General features: G+C 72.4%; 17 protein-coding genes and 1 pseudogene. 6 read left to right on the top strand and 12 right to left on the bottom strand.

Annotated features, from left to right (window positions below; translation table 11 throughout):
• Window positions 1-453: 453 nt before the first annotated feature.
• From ACCP09_RS32975 to ACCP09_RS32965, 3 genes are all read right to left on the bottom strand, one after another.
• Window positions 454-909 (bottom strand): peroxiredoxin, encoded by a 456-nt coding sequence (locus ACCP09_RS32975; RefSeq protein WP_123685978.1) that lies wholly within the window; start codon window positions 907-909, stop codon window positions 454-456.
• Window positions 906-2,732, bottom strand: coding sequence for an EAL domain-containing protein (locus ACCP09_RS32970; RefSeq protein WP_027928779.1), 1,827 nt, complete (start codon window positions 2,730-2,732; stop codon window positions 906-908). The genes ACCP09_RS32975 and ACCP09_RS32970 overlap by 4 nt, the downstream gene beginning before the upstream one ends.
• A gap of 563 nt (window positions 2,733-3,295) precedes the next feature.
• The gene (locus tag ACCP09_RS32965) at window positions 3,296-3,886 is read right to left on the bottom strand and encodes a GNAT family N-acetyltransferase (RefSeq protein WP_378332347.1); all 591 of its coding nucleotides are present in this window, start codon (window positions 3,884-3,886) and stop codon (window positions 3,296-3,298) included.
• Between the two features lie 60 nt (window positions 3,887-3,946).
• Here ACCP09_RS32965 and ACCP09_RS32960 point away from each other — a divergent pair, with 60 nt between their 5' ends.
• Window positions 3,947-4,678, top strand: a complete 732-nt coding sequence (locus ACCP09_RS32960; protein ID WP_433752651.1) for a hypothetical protein — start codon at window positions 3,947-3,949, stop codon at window positions 4,676-4,678.
• Here the strand turns inward: ACCP09_RS32960 and ACCP09_RS32955 are convergent.
• Both ACCP09_RS32955 and ACCP09_RS32950 read right to left on the bottom strand, forming a co-directional pair.
• Window positions 4,675-5,835, bottom strand: a complete 1,161-nt coding sequence (locus ACCP09_RS32955) for an LCP family protein (protein WP_433752649.1) — start codon at window positions 5,833-5,835, stop codon at window positions 4,675-4,677. The genes ACCP09_RS32960 and ACCP09_RS32955 overlap by 4 nt on opposite strands.
• A 99-nt stretch (window positions 5,836-5,934) precedes the next feature.
• Window positions 5,935-6,609, bottom strand: coding sequence for an alpha/beta hydrolase (locus tag ACCP09_RS32950; protein ID WP_027928775.1), 675 nt, complete (start codon window positions 6,607-6,609; stop codon window positions 5,935-5,937).
• An 80-nt stretch (window positions 6,610-6,689) separates the two neighbouring features.
• Here ACCP09_RS32950 and ACCP09_RS32945 point away from each other — a divergent pair, with 80 nt between their 5' ends.
• On the top strand, window positions 6,690-7,403 hold the full coding sequence (locus ACCP09_RS32945; protein ID WP_027928774.1) for a sugar isomerase domain-containing protein: 714 nt from the start codon (window positions 6,690-6,692) through the stop codon (window positions 7,401-7,403).
• Here ACCP09_RS32945 and ACCP09_RS32940 read toward each other — a convergent pair.
• A complete protein-coding gene (locus ACCP09_RS32940) occupies window positions 7,400-9,268 on the bottom strand; it encodes an ABC transporter ATP-binding protein (RefSeq protein ID WP_027928773.1) in 1,869 nt (622 codons plus the stop codon). The two genes, ACCP09_RS32945 and ACCP09_RS32940, sit on opposite strands and share 4 nt — an antisense overlap.
• Before the next feature lie 167 nt (window positions 9,269-9,435).
• On the opposite strand from ACCP09_RS32940, the gene ACCP09_RS32935 reads away from it, so the two are divergent.
• Window positions 9,436-10,743, top strand: a complete 1,308-nt coding sequence (locus tag ACCP09_RS32935; RefSeq protein WP_433752646.1) for a glycosyltransferase 87 family protein — start codon at window positions 9,436-9,438, stop codon at window positions 10,741-10,743.
• Here the strand turns inward: ACCP09_RS32935 and ACCP09_RS32930 are convergent.
• The 3 genes from ACCP09_RS32930 to ACCP09_RS32920 all read right to left on the bottom strand — a co-directional run bounded on the left by ACCP09_RS32930 (window position 10,730) and on the right by ACCP09_RS32920 (window position 14,590).
• Entirely contained in the window at window positions 10,730-10,939 is a 210-nt protein-coding gene (locus tag ACCP09_RS32930; RefSeq protein WP_017982988.1) for a helix-turn-helix domain-containing protein, read from the bottom strand. The two genes, ACCP09_RS32935 and ACCP09_RS32930, sit on opposite strands and share 14 nt — an antisense overlap.
• 177 nt (window positions 10,940-11,116) lie before the next feature.
• The gene (locus tag ACCP09_RS32925) at window positions 11,117-12,745 is read right to left on the bottom strand and encodes an ABC-F family ATP-binding cassette domain-containing protein (RefSeq protein ID WP_027928771.1); all 1,629 of its coding nucleotides are present in this window, start codon (window positions 12,743-12,745) and stop codon (window positions 11,117-11,119) included.
• Between the two features lie 282 nt (window positions 12,746-13,027).
• Entirely contained in the window at window positions 13,028-14,590 is a 1,563-nt protein-coding gene (locus tag ACCP09_RS32920; protein WP_027928770.1) for a deoxyguanosinetriphosphate triphosphohydrolase family protein, read from the bottom strand.
• Window positions 14,591-14,754: 164 nt separating this feature from the next.
• Here ACCP09_RS32920 and ACCP09_RS32915 point away from each other — a divergent pair, with 164 nt between their 5' ends.
• From ACCP09_RS32915 to ACCP09_RS32905, 3 genes and pseudogenes are all read left to right on the top strand, one after another.
• Window positions 14,755-16,404, top strand: a complete 1,650-nt coding sequence (locus tag ACCP09_RS32915; RefSeq protein WP_378332600.1) for a GGDEF domain-containing protein — start codon at window positions 14,755-14,757, stop codon at window positions 16,402-16,404.
• A gap of 143 nt (window positions 16,405-16,547) precedes the next feature.
• Window positions 16,548-16,916, top strand: coding sequence for a hypothetical protein (locus tag ACCP09_RS32910; protein WP_433752643.1), 369 nt, complete (start codon window positions 16,548-16,550; stop codon window positions 16,914-16,916).
• A gap of 53 nt (window positions 16,917-16,969) precedes the next feature.
• Window positions 16,970-17,335: pseudogene (locus ACCP09_RS32905) on the top strand (helix-turn-helix domain-containing protein); the annotation flags it as partial.
• A gap of 166 nt (window positions 17,336-17,501) precedes the next feature.
• On the opposite strand, the gene ACCP09_RS32900 reads toward ACCP09_RS32905, so the two are convergent.
• From ACCP09_RS32900 to ACCP09_RS32890, 3 genes are read right to left on the bottom strand one after another with little or no spacing between them, the layout of a single operon-like run.
• The gene (locus ACCP09_RS32900) at window positions 17,502-17,894 is read right to left on the bottom strand and encodes a metal-sulfur cluster assembly factor (RefSeq protein WP_017982993.1); all 393 of its coding nucleotides are present in this window, start codon (window positions 17,892-17,894) and stop codon (window positions 17,502-17,504) included.
• The gene (gene sufU / locus ACCP09_RS32895; RefSeq protein WP_017982994.1) at window positions 17,891-18,334 is read right to left on the bottom strand and encodes a Fe-S cluster assembly sulfur transfer protein SufU; all 444 of its coding nucleotides are present in this window, start codon (window positions 18,332-18,334) and stop codon (window positions 17,891-17,893) included. The genes ACCP09_RS32900 and sufU overlap by 4 nt, the downstream gene beginning before the upstream one ends.
• Window positions 18,335-19,621 (bottom strand): cysteine desulfurase, encoded by a 1,287-nt coding sequence (locus ACCP09_RS32890; RefSeq protein ID WP_027928766.1) that lies wholly within the window; start codon window positions 19,619-19,621, stop codon window positions 18,335-18,337. It abuts the gene before it with no gap.
• Between the last annotated feature and the right edge of the window lie 46 nt (window positions 19,622-19,667).

The following is a 19,667-nucleotide window of genomic DNA, read 5'->3' as shown; positions in this document are numbered from 1 at the left end:
GCGGCCGCGCCACGCCCGCCAGCCTGCCAAGCCACCGCCTGCCACGCCCTCGGCGGCTGCCCGCGGCCCGGCCGGACCACCGCCGCGGCGCGCGGCAGCCCTCCCCACCACGGCCACGCACTTCCTCCGCCGCCGGCCGGCTGTCGCACCGACGCGGCGCCCCGAAACCACCGCGCGGGACCGCGGCCAGCGGGTCGCATCGCCGCACCGGCGATTTGCCAGACCACCGCATGTCTCGCCGCCCTCGGCGGCTGCCCCGCGGCCCGGCCGGACCACCGCCCCCGCGTCGCGCGGCAGCCCGACCACGGCCGCGCACTTCCTCCGCAGCCGCCGGCCGGCTACCACCCCGACCCGGCGCCCCGGAAACCACCGCGCGGGACCACGGTCAACGGTCCCACGGCCGCAACGGCAACCTCCCGGGTCACCGGGGCTGCCCGCGGCCCGCCGCCGCGGTCAGCGGGTGCGCGCCCGCAGCACTTCCAGCGCCTTGTCGGCGTGCACGGACATCCTCAGTTCGCTCTTGACGACTTCCAGCAGGCGCCGGTCGGTGTCGATGACGAACGTGTGCCGCTTCGTCAGCAGCGGGCCGAACGACCGCCGCACGCCGAACTTCCTCGCGACCTCTCCCTCGGCGTCCGACAGGAGCGGGTAGTCGAACCCGTGCCGCGCGCTGAACTCCTGCTGCCGAGCCACCGGGTCCGGGCTTATCCCCACCCGCTGCGCCCCGACCTCGGCGAACTCCTTCGCCAGGTCCCGGAAGTGGCAGCTCTCCGCGGTGCAGCCGGGCGTCATCGCCGCCGGGTAGAAGAACAACACCACCGGCCCGGCCGACAGGAACCCGCTCAGCGACCGCGGTTCGCCCCGCTCGTCCGGCAGCGTGAAGTCCGGGACGACGTCCCCCGGCTTCACCCGGTCACCGCCGCACCGGTGTGCTGCTCGATGAGCTGGTCCACCTCGTCGCCGGTCGCGGTGTCGGCCACGAACGGTCCGCGGGCCGCGATCACGCCGTGCCGCCGCAGCCGTTCGGCCTGCTCGTGGCTGCGCACACCCTCCGCGCCGATCCGCAGCTTCAGCTCACGCGCCCGCGTCACCAGCTGGTCCAGGTGCCGCGCCGCGACCTCCGGCTCGCCGTCGGCGAGCGCGTCGACGACCGGCCCGGAGAGGATCACGTGCTGCACCGACAGCTGGTGCCGCGGGATCAGCTCCAGATCGGCCGAGCCCTGCACCGTGAGCACCAGCTTCGCGCCGAGGTCGGCCAGCACGGTGAGCGAGTCGAGCACCTCGCCGCGCGGGTCCAGGATCGACGAGCTGTCCGTGCACAACCGCAGCGCCCTGGCCGGCAGCTCGTTGCGGTCCAGCTGCTCCTTGACCAGCGCCACCAGGTCCGGCTCGATCGCGAGCCGGTTCGGCAGGCGGATGCACACGTCCGGCGCGGCCTCGCCGTAGCGTTCGCGCCAGCGCGCGGTCGCCCGCAACGACTCGGTCAGCAGCCACTTGCCGAGCGGGATCGTCATGCCGGTCGTCTCGGCCAGCGGGAAGAACTCCTCGGCGGGCAGCTCACCCAGCTCCGGGTGGTGCCAGCGCAGCCCGGCGTTGACCGCGGCGATCTCGTCGGGCTTGGCCAGCTTGACGGTGGGCTGGTAGATCAGCTCGAACTGCCCGTTCTCCAGCGCGCCGGCGATCTCCGCGCCGAGCCGGTAGCGGGCGCGGTCGCGCGCGTCGAGCTCCGGGTCGAACAGCATCCACTGCGCCTTGCCTGCCTCCTTGGCGCGGTGCAGCGCGATCTCCGCCGCGCGCTCGATGTCCTCGACACCGCCGTCGCGCACGTCGCGCACCACGATCCCGGCGCTCGCGCTCACCCCGACGCCGTGCTCGCCGATGTAGATCGGCTCGGCGAGGTCCTCCAGCGCGGTCTCGACGAGACTGATCACTCCCGACGTGGTCAGCTCCCCGCGCAGCAGCACCGCGAACCCGTCCCCGGACAGGCGCGCCACCAGCGCGTCGTGGCCGGTGAACGCTTCCTTGAGCTTGTTCGCCACGCCACGCAGCACCGCGTCGCCGACACCGGCGCCGAGCCCGTCGTTGACCACCTTGAACCCGTCGAGGTCCAGGTAGATCAACGCCACCTGACCGCGCGCCGACGAACCGAGCGCGGACTCCAGCAGCGTGCGGAAGCGGGACGCGTTGGACAGGCCGGTGAGCGAGTCGTGGATGCTCTGGTGCCGCAACGTTTCCTGGAGCGTGTGGACCTCGTTGGCGTCGGAGGCCATCAGCACCGGGAAGAGGGTGCCGGGCCGGTCGCCGGGCAGGCGGGTGAGCACGATGTCGGCCCACACGCCGGCGTCGTCGGCGTGGCCGAGGCGAACCCGGTCGGTGAACTCGTCCAGGTCGGTCTCGGCGAGCTCGGCCAGACCGGCGGCCAGCTTCTCGCGGTCGCGGTCGTCGAAGCCGAGCTCGGTGAGGCGGCGGCCACGCAGGCGGTCCGGCTTGTGCCCGAGGAACTTGCCGAGCTCCTTGTTGACCTCGACGATCCGGCCGTCCGGGTCGGCCATCGCGATGCCGACGGGAGCGGTGCTGTAGAGGGTGGTGAAGCGGCGCATGGCGGCGTCGCGGGCCGCTTCGGCCTCGGCGACCGCGGTGCGCGCGAAGTCGTGCAGGAGCTGCGCGAGCTCGTCCGGGGGAAGTGATACTCCGTCCGTGTCAGCCAACCGCGCGGCCCAGCGCCGGGCCACGTCCGCCAACCCTGGTGCGGCACCAGGTTCCGACACGCTCCACCTCTTCCGGAGAACGACAAGGGCCAGGTCAGGCCCGGTCCGGGCGCCGACAAGCCCACCCCGGGCCGGATCCGCCCCGAAGTCATGCCACGCCATCACGCCCGGACAGACTTGTCTACCGGCCGAACGTGTGATGATCAGTGTAGATGTCGTCACTGCTCGTGTTTTTTCGGCTACCGCGTCCCGTCGCGGTCCCCGGTTCTGCTCCACCGCCCGCGACGCCCGGCCGCAGGCAGGGCAACTCCCCGTGGCGGTCAGCCCCGCATCCACCCGCCGCCGCGCGGGGCGGCGCCCAACGACGATCACCAGGCTCCGCCGTCCGCCACATGCGCGACCCGCCCAGCGGCGCTCAACCGCGCATCCACCCGGCGTCGCGCGGGGTGCCGCCCGGCGATGATCCCCCCGGGCGCGGTCTTCCGCCACACCGCGACCCGCCCAGCGGTAGTCAACCCCGCGCGGGCCGCCACCCAGCGACGCCCCCCGAGCAGCGTTCCTCCACACCACGCCCCGCCCAGCGGCGGTCAGCCCCGCATCCACCCGGCGCCGCGCGGAGTGCCGCCCAGCGACGATCCCCCGGGCGCGACCTTCCGCCACACCGCGACCCGCCCCGTGGCGGCCGTTCCGCCGGGGAGGCGGGTGGGGCGCTCGTCGAGCCGGGTGAAGCCGAGCCGGGCGGGTACGGCGCCGCTGCGGTGGTTGGCGACGTCGTGCACGATCTCCACCCGGTTGGCACCGACCCGGAACGCCTCGTCGGTCAGCAGGCGCGCCGCGCGGGTGGCCCAGCCCCGGCCCGTGTAGGCCTTGGCCAGCCAGTAGCCCACTTCGAGCCCGCCGCGGCCGATGCGCGCCATCAGCCCGCAACTGCCGGCGACCGCCCCGTCCGGCGCGACGATCGCGTAGTCGAAGGTCTCCGCCGCGAGCCAGCTTTCCCGGGTCAGCGTCAGGAACTCCCGCGCGTCGCGCTCGGTGTAGCCGTCCACCGCCCACGGCATCCAGGGCGCGAGGTGGTCCAGGGACTCGTTGACCAGGCGGTGGAGGAGCTCGGCGTCGCCGGCCCACCACCGGCGCAGCAGGATCACCCCGTCCGAGAGGGTCTCCGCAGGGATCTGCATCCCCCGATCATCCTCGCCGGGGTCGTGGCCCGCACGGGACTTTTCCGGTATGCACGACGCATGCTGGAGTTCTTCCGGGCGATCCTGGACGCCGTCCTCGCGATCACGCCCAAGGCGCTGACCGCCCGCAAGGACGCCAAGCTGAACTCGCTCGGCGCCGAACTGTTCGTGCTCTACCTGCGTGCGCACCGCATCGCCGACAACGGCGACTACCTGCTGGGGTTCCTGGAAAACACCGCCACGATGAGCGAGGAAGACGTCCGCGCGCAGACGTCCTGGGTGCGCCGCCTGCACGCCGCCGCCCGGCAGCAGGCGGCCGACCTGCGTGGCCTGAACTCCGAGATGACCCGTCTCGGCGGCTGCCTCGCCGCCCTCGACCCGCAGGCGTACGGACGGCTCAAGAACGGGATGTGGGAGAAGTTCAGCCGCATCGACCACCTGCGGATGGTCCTCGCCGGCCCGGCGCTGCCCGATCCGCGCGCGCTCGGGCTCTTCCCCGGCCCGGACCCGGTCACCGATCCCGTCGGGCGGCTGGCCGGCCTGATGGCCCGGCCGGACCGACCGCTGGAATCGCCCGGCGCGCTGGACCTGCGGGACCCGCTGACGCCGCGGGCGCGTGCCGAGATCGCCCGCTACCTGGCCGAGCACCGGCCCCGCGAGCAGCTGGAGGAGATCCGGGCTCAGCTGAAGATCCTGCACGAGGCGCTGGAGCGCACCTTCACGCTGAGCGACATCCTGGTGAGCCTGTCGGCCGCTGGGAAAGCCGATCCCGGCGGCTTCCTGCGCGACTAGGTCATGATCGCGCTGTCGGGCACCACCGTGTCGTTGCGCAGCGCGTCCCACAGCTGCTTCGACTTCGTCTTGTCCCAGTGCTCCGCCGAGCCGGACGTGACCGGAACCGTCGTGGACAGCACACCGTCCGAGGAGATGCCCCGCATCGCCCACGCCAGCCCGACCAGGTTGTGCAGGTGGTCGCCCTCGTCCATGGTCAGCGCGTCCGGCGCGGCGCCCAGCAGCGGGAACACGTCGAACGGGTTGAGCAGGGTGCCGGGGCTGGAGATCTGGCTGACCAGCGCGCCGATGAACTTGCGCTGGTTCTCCACCCGGTCCAGGTCCGACCGCGGGGTCGCGTCGCTGTGCCGCATCCGGACGAACCCGAGCGCGTGCGCGCCGTCGAGTTCCTGGCACCCGGCCGGGATCGTGATGCCGGTGACGGTGTCGTGCATCTCCTTGTCGACGCACATGTCGACGCCGCCGATCGCGTCGACGATGTTGGCGAACCCGCCGAACCCGATCTCGGCGTAGTGGTCGATGCGCAGCCCGGTGGCCTGCTCGACGGTCTTGACCAGCAGCGGCGCGCCGCCGATCGAGAACGCCGCGTTGATCTTGCTGGTGCCGTGGCCGGGGATGGCGACCTCGGAGTCGCGCGGCAGGCTGACGAGCGTCGGCTTGGTGTCGTTGTCCGGCAGGTGCGCGATCATCATCGTGTCGGTGCGCTGACCGCCGCCGGCGGCCTCGACGTCGCCGGTGACCAGCCGCTGCTCGTCCTCGGCGGTGAGGCCTTCGCGGCTGTCCGAGCCGACGATGAGCCAGTTGGTGCCCTCGCCCGCGGCGGGGCGGCCCTCGTAGTCCTCCAGCGCGGCGACCCGGTTGATCGAGAACTCCAGGTACACCCACACGCCGGCGAGGAACAGCACGAACACCGACAGCAGGGTGAGCAGCACCTTGCCGGGGCCGAACCGGCGGCGTGGACGGCGCGCGGCGGGCGGCGGGGGCGGCGGGACGTCGCCGCGGGAGGGCATGGCCCGCGTCGGCGGCGGTCCTGGGCGGCGCGGCGGTGGCTGGCGGTAGGCGCCCTCGCGGCCGGGCAACGGCATCATCTGCGCGGGCTGGTGCTGTCGCGGGCCGCGCGGCGGCACGCGCGGCGGATAGCCACCCTGGTTCGTCACGCCATCACCGTTCCCCGATCGACCGGCCCTAGGACGCCCCTAGTGAACCGCAAACGTCATCGATCAGGACGTGCAGCACCCCGAAAGGGTTGCGCAGTGCTACCCGGGCAGGCGAAGCCGCTGGTCGGGGCGCACCGACCAGGCCGTGAGCGGGGCCACACCGGCGGCGTCCAGGGCGAACTCGCGGGCCAGCCGGTTCCACACCCCCGGCCGGTACAGCATGGCGTGCCCCTCGGACATGACCTCGATCCGCACCACACGCCGCGCGACCGCCTGGGCGCGCTCCGCGTAGGCGAAGGACTCCGCGGGCCGGGTGATGCGGTCACGCGTGCCGTGGGCGATGACGACCGTCTTGCCCGTCACCGGTTCGACCGGCTCGCCGATCGGCGTCCACGGGGCCAGCGCCAGCACCGACCGCACTTCCGGCTCGTCGGCGATCCGCAACGCGACGCGGCCGCCCATCGAGTGCCCGGCGAGGAACACCGGCACGTCCGGCCGCTCGGCCCGGATCCGCCGCAGCGCCCACCGCGCGTCGGCCACCGGGTGCAGGTCGGGGTCGTTCCACCCGCGCACGCGGTTGCGCAGCAGCCGCACCTCCACCCCGTGCGGCGCCCCGGCCCGCAGGATCTGCCGCGCCAGCGGCACCATCCGCAGGTAGGCCGGCCCCCACGGCCGCACCACGTTGAGGCCGTTCTCGGCGCCCCCGTGCAGGACGAGCACGACCGCCCGCACCGGTCCGCGGGCGCGCCAGGTCGTCAGCACCGGATCGCTCACACCAGGTGCCAACACCGCGCCCGGGGCGATTCTTCCGCCGACCACCCGCACGGGGTGGTCCGCCGCCTAGGGTCGGGCGCATGATCAACGATCTGGTCGCCGGCGCGCTGCAGCAGGCCGGCGAACGCAACCGCAGGGAGATCGAGCGGGCCGCCGCGCTGGTGCTGGGCGCGGTGCGGGCGGATGCGCTGGTGTTCACCGCCGGCGCCGGGCACTCGCTGGCGTCGGTCGCCGAGACGTTCTACCGCGCGGGCGGCCTGGCCTGCGTGTACCCGCTGTACCACCCGGATCTGCTGCCGCTGCACGGCGCCGCGGCCAGCACGGCGGCCGAGCGGCGGTCCGGCCTGGCCGCGGAGGTGCTGGCCGAGCGCGCGCCCGGGCGGGACGACGTGGTGTTCGTGTTCTCCAACTCGGGCGTCAACCCCTACCCGGTTGAGCTGGCCGAGGCCGCCCGCGCGGCGGGCGCGCCGGTGGTGGCGGTGACCTCGCGGGCGTCGGTCGAGGCGGCGCCGCGCCGCTCGCACAGCACGCTGCTGGAGCAGGCCGACGTCGTGCTCGACACCGGCGTCCGGCCGGGCGACGCCGCCTTCCCCGCGGACGACCCGCGCACGGTGGCGCTGTCCTCGCTGCTCAACGTGTTCCTGTGGAACGAGGTGCTGGCGCACGTCTTCGACAGCGCCCGGCGGGAGGGCGTCGAGGTGCCGCTGTGGCGCAGCTCGAACGTCGAGGGCGGCGACGCGGCCAACGCCGCGCTGCTGGACCACTACCGCCCGCGGGTGCCCGCCCTCCGCTAAGCCGCCGCGGCGGGCTCCTCGGCGAACTGGGTGTGGTAGAGGTCGGCGTAGCGGCCGTTCGCGGCGAGCAGCTCCTCGTGGGTGCCGCGTTCGACGATGCGCCCGGCCTCGACCACCAGGATCTGGTCGGCCGCCCGCACGGTGGACAACCGGTGCGCGATGACCAGCGCGGTCCGGCCTTCCAGCGCGTGCGACAGGGCCTCGCTGACCGCCGCCTCGGACTCCGAGTCCAGGTGCGCGGTCGCCTCGTCCAGCACGATCACCCTGGGGTGCGCCAGCAGCAGCCGGGCGATGGTCAGCCGCTGCCGTTCACCGCCGGAGAGCCGGTAGCCACGCTCCCCCACCAGCGTGTCCAGCCCGTCGGGCAGGCTGCGGACCAGCTCGGCGAGCCGCGCCCGCTCCAGCGCGTCCCAGATCTCCTCCTCCGCGACACCCGGCCGCGCGTACTCCAGGTTGGCGCGGATGGTGTCGTGGAACAGGTGCCCGTCCTGGGTGACCACACCGACGGTGTCCCGGATCGCGGCGAAGGCCAAGTCGCGGACGTCCACATCGGACAGCCGGATGGCGCCGGAGTCGACGTCGTAGAGGCGCGGCAGCAGCGACGCGATCGTCGACTTGCCCGCTCCGGACGAGCCGACCAGCGCGACCATCTGCCCCGGTTCGGCACGGAAGCTGATCCCGTGCAGGACCTCCTCGCCGCCACGGGTGTCCAGTGTGGACACCTCCTCCAGCGAGGCGAGCGAGTACTTGTCGGCGGCCGGGTAGGCGAAGCGGACGTCGTCGAACTCGACCGACACGCCACCCTCCGGCACGGCGCGGGCGTCCGGCTTCTCGGTGATCATCGGATCCAGGTCGAGCACCTCGAAGACCCGCTCGAACGACACCAGCGCGGTCATCACGTCCACGCGGACGTTGGCCAGCGCGGTCAGCGGGCTGTAGAGCCTGGTCAGCAGCAGCGCGAGGGCGACGACGGTGCCCGGGGCGAGCTGGCCACGGATCGCCAGCCAGCCGCCGAGCCCGTAGACCAGGGCCGTCGCGAGGGCCGAGACCAGGGTCAGGCTGGTCATGAACCAGCGGGTCAGCATCGCGGTCCGCACGCCGATGTCCCGCACCCGGCCGGCACGGGCGCCGAAGTCCTCGACCTCCCGCTTCGGCCGCCCGAACAGCTTCACCAGCGTCGCGCCCGGCGCGGAGAACCGCTCGGTCATCTGGGTGGTCATCCCGGCGTTGAGCTGGGCCGACTCGCGCTGCAGGTCGGCCATCCGGCGGCCGATGCGGCGCGCGGGGAGCACGAACACCGGCAGCAGCACCAGCGCCAGCAGCGTCACCTGCCAGGACAGGGTGACCATGACCGCGAGCGAGAGCACCAGCTGGATCACGTTGGTGACCAGGCCGGACAGGGTCGCGGTGAACGTGCGCTGCGCGCCGATCACGTCGTTGTTCAGGCGGCTGACCAGCGCGCCGGTGCGGGTGCGGGTGAAGAACGCGATCGGCATGCGCTGCACGTGCTCGAACACCGCGCGGCGCAGGTCGTAGATCAGTCCCTCGCCGATGCGGGCGGACAGCCAGCGTTCGACGAGCCCGAACCCGGCGTCGGCGATCGCCAGCCCGGCCACGACGACGGCCAGCAGCACGACCAGGCCGGCGTCCTTGCCGCCGACGATCGTGTCGACGACCTTGCCCGCCAGCACGGGCGTGCTGACCGCGATCACCGCCGACACCACGGTCAGCGCCAGGAAGACCAGCAGGCTGCGCCAGTACGGGCGGGCGAAGCGCGCGACCCGCCGCACGGTTCCGGGCGCGAGGCCCTTCGGCGCGTTCGCCGCGCGCATCGCCGAACTCATCAACGACCAGGTGTTGTCCACGCCGCCCACCCTAAAAGTTCGACATTACTTGATGTCTACCCCGAAGACGCAGAGGTCAACGCGGAAGGTCACCAAAAGCTTCCCAGGCGTTGCCCGCGATTCCGCCCTCGGTAACCTTTGCCCATGGGGAGGGACGAAACCGGTGCGAGACCACCCGGCGGCCCGCGATGACCACTGAGCGCACCGAGGTGCGCCGGCCGGTCCCCGCCGCCGCCCTCGACCGCTGGCGGGCCCTGCTCGCCGCGCACCCGCTGACCGTCGAGCTGGTCTTCTACCTCGGGTGCACCGTCTACGCGATCGCGCTGGCCCTCACCAACCAGTTCTACGGCTTCCGCATCTGGGGCTCGTGCGCCGCGTTCGGCTACGGCTTCGCCACCGCCCACACCGGCTGGCTGATCGCCACCCGCCGGCAGGGCGGGCTGCTGCGCTCCCGCTGGGTGGGGATCGCCGGCATCGGCGTGCTGTCGATGCTGCTGCCCCTGACGGTCCTGGTGGTCCGGCGGCTCACCGGCACCGACTGGCTGAACACGCCGTTCTCCTGGAGCGCCCAGCCCGAGGTGTGGGTGATCGAGCGGTCGGCGAGCCTGCTGCTGGACAACGGCACGCCGTACGTGGACGTCGAGGCGCTCACCCGCGCGCCGGAGGTCAACGACTACACGCCCTACGGCCCGGTCATGGCCGTGTTCGGGCTGCCCCGCGCCCTGTTCGGCGGGAGCCCGGTGGCCGACGCGCTCACCGACGCGCGGCTGGTGTTCGCCCTGACCGCGTGCGTGTGCGCGTGGCTGACGATCCGGCTGTCCCGGACGCCGCGGGTTCCGGTACGCGCGGCGCAGTTCGCGATGGCGTGCCCGCTCACCGCGCTGACCTGGGCGGTCGCCGGGCCGGACCTGGCGATCGTCGGTCTCATGCTCGTCGCCGCCGCGCTCGCGGCCCGGGACCGTCCGGCGGCGAGCGGGATCGTCCTCGCGCTGGTGATCAGCGCGAAGCTCATCGTCGCACCGGCCGCGGTGGTGCTGGCCGTGCTCGTCTTCGCCCGCCTGGGCGGCAGGGCCCTGGCGCGCTTCCTCACCACGACGGTGGTCGCGTGCGCGGTGCTCAACATCCCGGTGTTCCTGGTGAACCCGCGGGCCTTCGTGGAGCACGTGATCCGGTTCCCGGCCGGCCTGGGCCAGGTGACGTCACCGGCGGCGAGCCCGCTGCCGGGCTATCTCATCGCCAGTACCGGACCGGCCGGGAAAGTGGCCGCGTTCGTCCTGCTCGCGGGCGCCGCTGCCGCGATCCTCGTCTGGTTGCTGCGGCGTCCGCCCGTGGCGGGGTCGGACGCGTTGTGGCGCATCGCCGTCGGGCTGGGAGCGTTCACGCTCCTGACGCCCGCGACGCGCTTCGGGTACCTGGTGTACCCGTGCGTGCTCCTCGGTGCGATGTTGTGCTTCCGCCGCGCCGAGGCCGGAGGTGCCCGGCCTACTTCTTCTTAGCGCGCGTCGCCCCGCCGCGTCCGCGCAACTGCACACCGGATTCGGAAAGCACGCGGTGCACAAAGCCGTACGAGCGTCCGGTCGACTCGGCCAGGGCTCGAATGCTGGCACCCTTCTCGTATTTCTTCTTCAGGTCAGCGGCCAGCTTGTCACGCGTACTGCCGGTGATCCGCGCGCCCTTCTTCAGGTCAGCCACGTCGTTCCGCCTTCCACCAGATCGCGTTGGCAGGCCACAGTGGGCCTCGTCACGCAATGATCGAACACGAACCGGGAATTTGCCAGACGACGGGCGAAAAACCTGCCCAATGGCGGAAAAATTGCGCCATTCAAGGTGGTTGCCTAGTCCAACTAAGCAATCGAGCCTTTGTTTACCTCACGCCAACTGGACGAGTTCCAAGTAATCATCCGACCAGTGATCCTCCGTGCCGTCGGGCAACAGGATCACGCGTTCGGGCTCCAGCGCCTCGACCGCGCCCGGGTCGTGGGTGACCAGCACGACGGCGCCGGTGTAGCTGCGCAGGGCATTGAGCACCTGTTCGCGGCTGGCCGGGTCGAGGTTGTTGGTCGGCTCGTCGAGCAGCAGCACGTTGGCAGCGCTGGACACCAGGCCCGCGAGCGCGAGCCGGGTCTTCTCGCCGCCGGAGAGGGTGCCTGCGGGCTGGTCGAGTTGCTCACCGGTGAACAGGAACGAGCCCAGCAGGTTCCGCAGCTCCTGCGCGCCGGTGTCGGGGGCGAGGTGGCGGATGTTCTCCCACACGCTGGCGTCGTGGTCCAGCGTCTCGTGTTCCTGCGCGTAGTAGCCGAGGCGCAGCCCGTGGCCGGCTTCGACGCTGCCGGTGTCGGGTTTCTCCATGCCGCCGAGCAGGCGCAGCAGGGTGGTCTTGCCCGCGCCGTTGAGGCCGAGCACGACGACCTTGGTGCCGCGGTCGATCGCGAGGTCGACGCCGGTGAAGATCTCCAGCGAGCCGTACGATTTGGACAGTCCCTCGGCGGTGAGCGGGGTGCGCCCGCACGGGGCGGGGGCCGGGAACTTGATGTGCGCGACCTTGTCGGCCTGGCGCTGGTCGTCCAGGCTCGCGAGCATCTGCTCGGCGCGGCGGGCCATGTTCTTCGCCGCGACGGCCTTGGTGGCCTTCGCGCCGAGTTTCGCGGCCTGGGCCTGCAGGGCGGCGGCCTTCTTCTCGGCGTTGGCCCGCTCGCGGCGGCGGCGCTTCTCGTCGGTCGCGCGCGCTTCCAGGTAGCGGTTCCAGGTCATGTTGTAGTTGTCCAGCTCGCCGCGGGTGGCGTCGAGGAACCAGACCTTGTTGACGACCTCGGCCAGCAGCTCGACGTCGTGACTGATCACCACGAGACCGCCCTCGTGGCCCTTGAGGAAGCCGCGCAGCCAGTTGATCGAGTCGGCGTCGAGGTGGTTGGTCGGCTCGTCGAGCAGCAGGATGGTGTCCGAGCGGCCGGAGGCGCCCACGTCGGAGGCGGCGAACAGGATGCGCGCCAGCTCGACGCGGCGGCGCTGACCGCCGGAGAGGGTGCGCAGCGGCTGGGCGAGGACGCGGTCGGCCAGGCCGAGGTTGGCGCAGATGCGGGCGGCTTCGCTCTCGGCGGCGTACCCGCCCAGCGAGGCGAAGCGCTCCTCGAGGCGGCCGTAGCGGCGGATCGCCTTGTCCCGTTCGGCGTCGTCGACCAGCTCGGACATGGCGGTCTGGGCCTTCTCCATGTCTCGCAGCAGGGCGTCGAGACCGCGGGCGGACAGGACGCGGTCCTTGGCCGTGACGGAGAGGTCGCCCTCGCGCGGGTCCTGGGGCAGGTAGCCGAGCTCGCTGCCGCGGCGCACCTCGCCCGCGTAGGGCTCCCCCTCGCCCGCGAGGACCTTCAGGGTGGTGGTCTTGCCGGCGCCGTTGCGCCCGACCAGGCCGATGCGATCGCCCGGCTGGATGCGCAGGGTGGTGTCGGAAAGCAGAATGCGCGACCCGGCGCGCAGTTCGAGGCCGGTGGCCGTGATCAAGAGAACTCCCGGATAGCGGGGGTGGACGGGTGGCATCGACGGGCCTGCCGGACAGGCGGCCCGGAGCTACTCCAACTGGACGTCCACGGAACCCAGTGTACGGATCACCGTCCAGCGATTTTCGGTGCGGTGGCGGGACTCACCCCGCGCTGTCGCGCGGAAACTGCGCCTCACGGCGCCGAATGGTCACCTTCGACCACCCCCGCCCCCTCTCCCTGAAGGTCTGGTTGGGGTAGTCGCTTGCTTTTCGTTGCCGGCTTGCGTTGGTTGGCGGTGTGCTGCTCAGAGCACGAAGCTGTCCGACCAGGGCTGGCCGGATCGGCCGGACAGCGCGTCGAGCAGGCTGACCGCCTGCTTGTCCGTCAGCGACGACACGAAGTCGATCACCGCCCTCCCCCTGGCCAGTCCCCGCACGGCGTCGGCGCCCGCGACCGGCTCGCCCGTCGCTCCGACCAGCAGTTCGGGTGCGTTCCGGGCCAGGTCCTCGAACTCCGACTGCGCCAGCTCGACCAGGTCGTGCAGGCGCCTGGGCAACCGCGACACCTCGTCCCGGTCGGCGAGCCACGCGTCGAGCGCGTCGACCAGCGTCGTGAGCAGTGACGCCTGTCCGCGCTGGTGGAGGGCCAGTTCCGGGCGCAGCAGCACGAAGCGGCGGTGCACGAACTTCAGCACCTGCACCTCGTGCCACTGTGCGGTCCGCAGGGACACGTGCCCGGCCCGGCTGGACGGTGACGGCAGCACGATCACGCCGTCCACCAGCCGGTGCGTCCACCGCGCGGAGAACGCCGCGGTGGCCTGCTCCGCTTCGATCGAACCGTCGAACGGCTCCGCCAGCAGGCCGTCGACCAGCTCGGCGCGGATTCGCGACACCGCGTGGGCGAAGGCGTCGTCGTCGACGATCCACGCGTCCTTGGCGTGCATGCGCCGCCGCAGCTGCTCCAGTGAACGGCCGGGGCGGCGGATCTGCGCGGCGAGCGTCGCGTTGTCCAGGCCGGCCAGCTCTACCGCGTGATCGAGCCACTCCCCCAGCTCGGCGGCCACCGGGGCGTGCTGCAGGACCCCGATGCGGTGGAAGTCCTGGATGTCGTGGATCGCGTAGGCGAGGTCGTCGGCGGTGTCCATCACGGACGCCTCGACGGTCTGCTGCCACGGCTCGATCCGCCCGGCGAACGGCCTGCGCGCGGCCACCACGTCGTCCAGCTCGGTGCAGTACGCGGAGAACTTGCTCGACCCGGTGCCCGGCGCCTCGTCCGGCTCCGCCGCGCCCCGCGGCGGGATGCGCATCGCGGCCGGGTGCGGGTCGGGCCAGTGCAGCCGCGCCCACGGGTACTTCAGCACCGCCGCCCGCACAGCCGCGGTGAGGTCGAGCCCGACCGCCGCCGGGCCACGCACGTCGGTCGTGGTGATGATCCGGAACGTCTGCGCGTTGCCCTCGAACCCGTCCGGCAGCGAGAACCGGTGCCGGGCGATGCGGTCCAGCACCTGCTCCCCCAGGTGCCCGAACGGCGGGTGCCCCAGGTCGTGGGCGAGCGCGGCGGCCTCGGCGACGTCCGGGTCGAGCCCGCCGAGCTTGCCGATCAGCTCGGCGGAGTCCACCGAGGACAGCAGCCGCTGCGAGATGGCGCGGGCGACCTGGGCGACCTTGAGGCTGTGCGTGAGCCGGTTGTGCAGCAGCCCGGACCCGGCCGCGCTGACCACCTGGGTCACGCCGCCGAGCCGGGCGAAGAACGGCGACACCACGATGCGGTCCCGGTCGGCCCGGAAGGGGTTGTCGGCCAGGTCGGACCACGCCGGTTCGCTGGCGTTCTCCCGGCGTAGCGTCCGCGGATCGGGTTCCATGCGCATCACCGTATCTGTCCCGCTCGTACCCCCGCGGGAGTACGCTGCCCGCCCCGCAGGTGAACATCAGTCGACATCTCTTTCAAACCGGCCACCTCACCAGCGAAGATCGGTCCGTGCGCCCAGTCCGGTTCGCCTTCCAGCCGCTCTACAGCCTGAACACCGGCGGCATGGTCGCGCTCGAAGCGCTGGCCCGCCCCGCCGAGGGGTCCGTGCACGAACTGCTCGACACCGCGCGCCGCGAGCGGCGGCTCGTCGAGACCGACATCGCACTGGCGTGCGACGCCGTCCGCGCGGAAGCCGACCAGCAGACGCTGCTGCCGCTGCACCTGAACATCACGGCCGCCACGGCGGCCGCGCCCGCGGTGGATCCCCTGCTCGACACCCTCGCCCGTGTCGGCAAGCGGCCGCGCGAGGTGGTGCTGGAGGTCGGGCCGCCGTTCTGCTCGGTGTGGCCCGAACAGCTGCTCGCCGGCCTGCACCGGCTCGGCGAGCTGGGTTTCCGGCTGGCGCTGGACGGTCTCGGCCGCGGCGACCTGCCGTTCGCGATGCTCGCGGCGGCGCCGGTGGACGTCCTCAAACTCGACCGCAGCGTGCTGCGCGGCCTCCCCGGCGACGCGGGCTCGGTCGCGGTCGTCGAGTCCCTGCTGCACTTCACGGCCCGCACCAGTGCGCGACTGGTGGCGACCGGGGTCGAGACCGAGGCGCAGCTGGGAGCGGTGCGCCGTCTGGGGGTGCGCATCGCTCAGGGCAACCTGTTCGCCCCCGCCCGGGACGGGGTCCACCTGGGGCACCTGCTGACCCCGGCCATCCCGGACCCGGAGGAGCGCCTCACGCCGGGGCCGCTCACCACGCCGCGCGTGCGGGACTTCCTGCGCCCGGCGAGCACCCTGCCGCACAACGCGACCTGCGACGACGTGCGCACCGCGCTGGCCGCGGGCGACGCGCCCAGCGGCATCGTCGGGATCGACGACGACGGGCGGCCGCGGTGGTCGATCGACCGCACCCGGTTCCTGGTGTCGGTCACCGGCCCGTACGGGCACGCCCTGCACGCGAAGCGCAGCGCGGAGCGGCTCGCGGACACGCCGCACACTATCCACGCCGACGCCGGGGCGCTGGAGCTGCTGGAGCTGGTGACCGACGCGGACTGGGGCCGCACCGGCGACGACGTGGTGGTGGTCGACGACGCGGGCCGCTGCCTCGGTGTGGTGCTGGTGACCGAGGTGGTGCGCGGGGTCGCCGAGGCGAAGGTCGAGGAGGCGGCGGCGCTGAACCCGCTGACGCGGCTGCCGGGCAGCGACACGGTGGCGCGGGACGTGGACCGGCGGATCGGCAGCCGGGAGGCGTTCGTCGCGGCGTGGCTGGACGTCGACTCGTTCAAGGCGGTCAACGACAACGCCGGTTTCGCCGCCGGGGACGACCTGATCCGCGCGATCGGGCGCACCCTGACGGACCTGGCGTCGCGGCTGCCGCGGATGGTGGTGAGCCACGTCGGCGGTGACGACTTCCTGATCGCTTGCGACGTGGACGAGATCGGCACGATCGCGGGCGCGCTGCTGGACACGCCGTGGACCGCGGAGGGCATGCCGGTGACCGTGTCGCTGGCGACGCTGGTCTGCGCCACGGCGACGATCGAGTCCTACCGCGAGGCGTCGCGGCTGCTGGCGCCGCTGAAGAAGCAGGCCAAGTCGGTGCCGGGGTCGAGCTGGGTGCTGGGCCGCCCGGGCTCCGAGCGGGTCGAGGTGCTGCGCGGCCGTTCGCGGCACGCGCTGCCGGAGCAACGACCCGCCGGTCCGGTGGGATTGAGCCGCGCCGGGTAGGTGTGCAACCGGCGGGCCGCGTGGTCCGTCTGGGAAGCATGCGGATGTTGCCGGTGTTGGCGCTCGGGCTGGCTGTGCTGACGGCGTGCGGGGCGTCGGAGGGGTCAGCGGGCGGTGAGCGGGCCTGCACGATGATCGGTGCGATGCCGGGGATCAGTCTCGACGTGGCGCCCCGGCCGGACGTCGCGGGCGCGGAGGTGACCGCCTGCTGGGGCGCTGACTGCCGCACCTGGCGGCCGGACCTGCACCGCGCCACGGCCGCCGAACCGCAGGGCTGCACCGGCGCCGGCCCGGACGACAGCTGCTCGGCGCGGGTGGTGGAGACCGGCGGCTGGTACGCGTTCGTCGACGTCGCCGACCTGCGTGAAGGGCCGGTCGAGATCACGGTGGTCCTGACCGACGCGTCCGGTGCCGAGCTGGACCGCACGACACAGACCACCGCCGCCCAGCTGGTGTACCCGAACGGCCCGGACTGCGGAGGCGGCGTACCGCAGGCAACGGTGCGGGTTTAGCTGTGATGTCCAGGGACGTTGTTCCGATTCGAGGTGACCGGTGACGGCCTGTCGTGCAGACAGGCTGGACCTGCACCGCAGCGGCCGAGATGTTCATGGTCGCCGCCAAGACCGCCGCGAAGTGGGCGCAGCGCTACCGTGACGAAGGCCCAGCCGGGATGGCTGACCGCAGCTCACGCCCACTGCACAGCCCGGCCCGCACCCCCGAGCACCTACTGCGGGCGATGGTGCGGCTGCGCTGGCGCCACCGGCTGGGCCCGGTCCAGATCGCCGGCCGGCTCGGCCTGCCCGCCTCCACCGTGCACGCGGTGCAGGTGCGCTGCCGGATCAACCGCCTCTCCCGGATCGACCGGGTCACCGGCGAGCCGCTGCGCCGCTACGAACACGATCACCCCGGCTCACTGATCCATGTTGATGTCCAGCTCAACCGGCGGCAAGCCACCTCTCACCCGGCTGACCAACCTCCCTGAACATCACGACTAGCGGGTGCGAGAGCCCCACAACGCAGAACACCGCCGCGCAGCTCGAGTTCCCCGGAGGGCGTCCCGAGTGCGGCGGCGGTGCTCCGCGGGTGAAAATCCAGATCTAGACGGTGAAGCCCAGCGCCCGGAGCTGCTCCCGGCCGTCGTCGGTGATCTTTTCCGGGCCCCACGGCGGCATCCAGACCCAGTTGATCCGGAAGTCCTTCACCACGCCGGCCTGGCCGACCAGCACCGAGGCCGTCTGGTCCTCGATCACGTCGGTCAGCGGGCAGGCCGCCGACGTCAGCGTCATGTCGATCGTGGCGGTGTTGTCCTGCTCCACGCGGATGTCGTAGACCAGCCCGAGGTCGACCACGTTGATGCCGAGCTCGGGGTCGACGACGTCCCGCATGGCCTCCTCGATGTCCTCGATCTTGGCCACGTCCGCGGCAGGCGGCTGCGCCTGCTCGGGCAGGTCCTCCGCGGTGCGGCCTTCGCGCGTCTGCTCCTCGGTCACTTCTCGGCTCCGTTCGTGCGGGTCAGCGCATCCTTGAACGCCATCCAGCCCAGCAGGGCGCACTTCACCCGCGCCGGGTACTTCGACACCCCGGCGAAGGCGACCGCGTCCTCCAGCACATCCTCGTCCGGCTCGATCTGGCCGCGGCTCTGCATCATCTCCACGAAGGTGTCCATCGTGGACAGCGCCTCCGACACGGTGTGACCGGTCACCAGATCGGTCAGCACCGACGCGGACGCCTGGCTGATCGAGCAGCCCTGTCCCTCGTAGGAGACGTCGGCGACCTTGTCGCCCTCGACCTTCAGCCGCAGGGTGATCTCGTCGCCGCAGGTGGGGTTCACCTGGAACGACTCCGCGTCGAAGGGCTCCCGCAAGCCGTGGCCGTGCGGGTTCTTGTAGTGGTCCAGGATGATCTCCTGGTACATGCTCTCCAGGTTCACCTACGCCACCCCGAAGAACTTCTGCGCCTCGCGGACACCACCGAGCAGCGCGTCCACTTCGGACAGATCGTTGTACAGGTAGAACGTCGCCCGCACGGTGGCGGGCACCTGGCAGACCCGGTGCAGCGGCCACGCGCAGTGGTGACCCACGCGCACCGCGATGCCCAGGCTGTCCAGCACCTGGCCGGCGTCGTGCGGGTGCACCCCGTCGACGACGAACGCGACGGTCGCGCCCCGGTCGGCGCTGTCCCCGGGACCGATCAGCCGGACACCGGGGATCTCGGCGATCCCGGCCAGCGCGGCCTCGACGAGCGCGTGCTCGTGCGCGGCCACCCGATCCATGCCGATCGCGGTCAGGTAGTCCACGGCGGCGCCGAGCCCGACGGCCTGCGACGTCATCGGCACGCCGGCCTCGAACTTCTGCGGCGGCGGCGCGAACGTGGTGCGCTCCATGGTGACCAGCTCGATCATCGACCCGCCGGTGAGGAACGGCGGCATCGCTTCGAGCAGCTCGCGGCGCCCGTAGAGCACGCCGATGCCGGACGGGGCCAGCATCTTGTGCCCGGAGAACACCGCGAAGTCCACGCCGAGGGCGTGGAAGTCGACCGGGAAGTGCGGCACCGACTGGCACGCGTCCAGCAGCGTCAGCGCGCCCACCTCACGGGCCCGGCGGACGATCGGCTCGACCGGGTTGATCGTGCCGAGCACGTTGGACTGGTGCGCGAACGCGACGATCTTGGTGCGCTCGTTGACCAGCTCGTCCAGGTTGGACAGGTCCAGCCGGAACGTGTCGGTCAGGTCGAACCACCGCAGCGTCGCGCCGGTGCGCTGGCACAGCTGCTGCCAGGGCACCAGGTTCGCGTGGTGCTCCATGGCCGTGATGACGATCTCGTCGCCCGGCCCGATGCGGAACCGCTCGGCCTCGGGGCCCGCGGTCGCCGCGTTGCTCATCGCGTACGCGACGAGGTTGATGCCCTCGGTGGCGTTCTTGGTGAACACCAGCTCGCCCGGGTCCGCGCCGACGAACTCGCCGGTGCGGGCGCGGGCGTACTCGTAGGCGTCCGTGGCCTCTTCGGCGAGCTGGTGCGCACCGCGGTGCACCGCCGCGTTCGAGGTCTCCAGGAACCGGCGCTCGGCGTCCAGCACCTGGGTGGGCCGCTGCGAGGTGGCGCCGGAGTCCAGGTACACCAGGGGTTTCCCGTCGCGCACGGTGCGCGACAGGATGGGGAAGTCGGCGCGCAGCGCAGCGACGTCCAAAGGCGTGTTGGCCGCGGCTGTGGTGGTCATGCGCGCCAACTCCTCTCTCGCGGTGTCAGTTCGGGAGGTACAACAA

Source organism: Amycolatopsis sp. 3B14 (genome assembly GCF_050958625.1).
Taxonomy (GTDB): Bacteria; Actinomycetota; Actinomycetes; order Mycobacteriales; family Pseudonocardiaceae; genus Amycolatopsis_E; species Amycolatopsis_E thermoflava.
This window is presented reverse-complemented; position numbering and strand designations above follow the sequence as displayed.

Coding starts and splice junctions, on each gene's coding strand:
- ACCP09_RS32935 (WP_433752646.1), top strand. CDS start 9,436: ATGACCACTGAGCGCACCGAGGTGCGCCGGCCGGTCCCCGCCGCCGCC.
- ACCP09_RS32945 (WP_027928774.1), top strand. CDS start 6,690: ATGATCAACGATCTGGTCGCCGGCGCGCTGCAGCAGGCCGGCGAACGC.
- ACCP09_RS32920 (WP_027928770.1), bottom strand. CDS start 14,590: ATGCGCATGGAACCCGATCCGCGGACGCTACGCCGGGAGAACGCCAGC.
- ACCP09_RS32890 (WP_027928766.1), bottom strand. CDS start 19,621: ATGACCACCACAGCCGCGGCCAACACGCCTTTGGACGTCGCTGCGCTG.
- ACCP09_RS32965 (WP_378332347.1), bottom strand. CDS start 3,886: ATGCAGATCCCTGCGGAGACCCTCTCGGACGGGGTGATCCTGCTGCGC.
- ACCP09_RS32910 (WP_433752643.1), top strand. CDS start 16,548: ATGCCGGGGATCAGTCTCGACGTGGCGCCCCGGCCGGACGTCGCGGGC.
- ACCP09_RS32960 (WP_433752651.1), top strand. CDS start 3,947: ATGCTGGAGTTCTTCCGGGCGATCCTGGACGCCGTCCTCGCGATCACG.
- ACCP09_RS32915 (WP_378332600.1), top strand. CDS start 14,755: ATGGTCGCGCTCGAAGCGCTGGCCCGCCCCGCCGAGGGGTCCGTGCAC.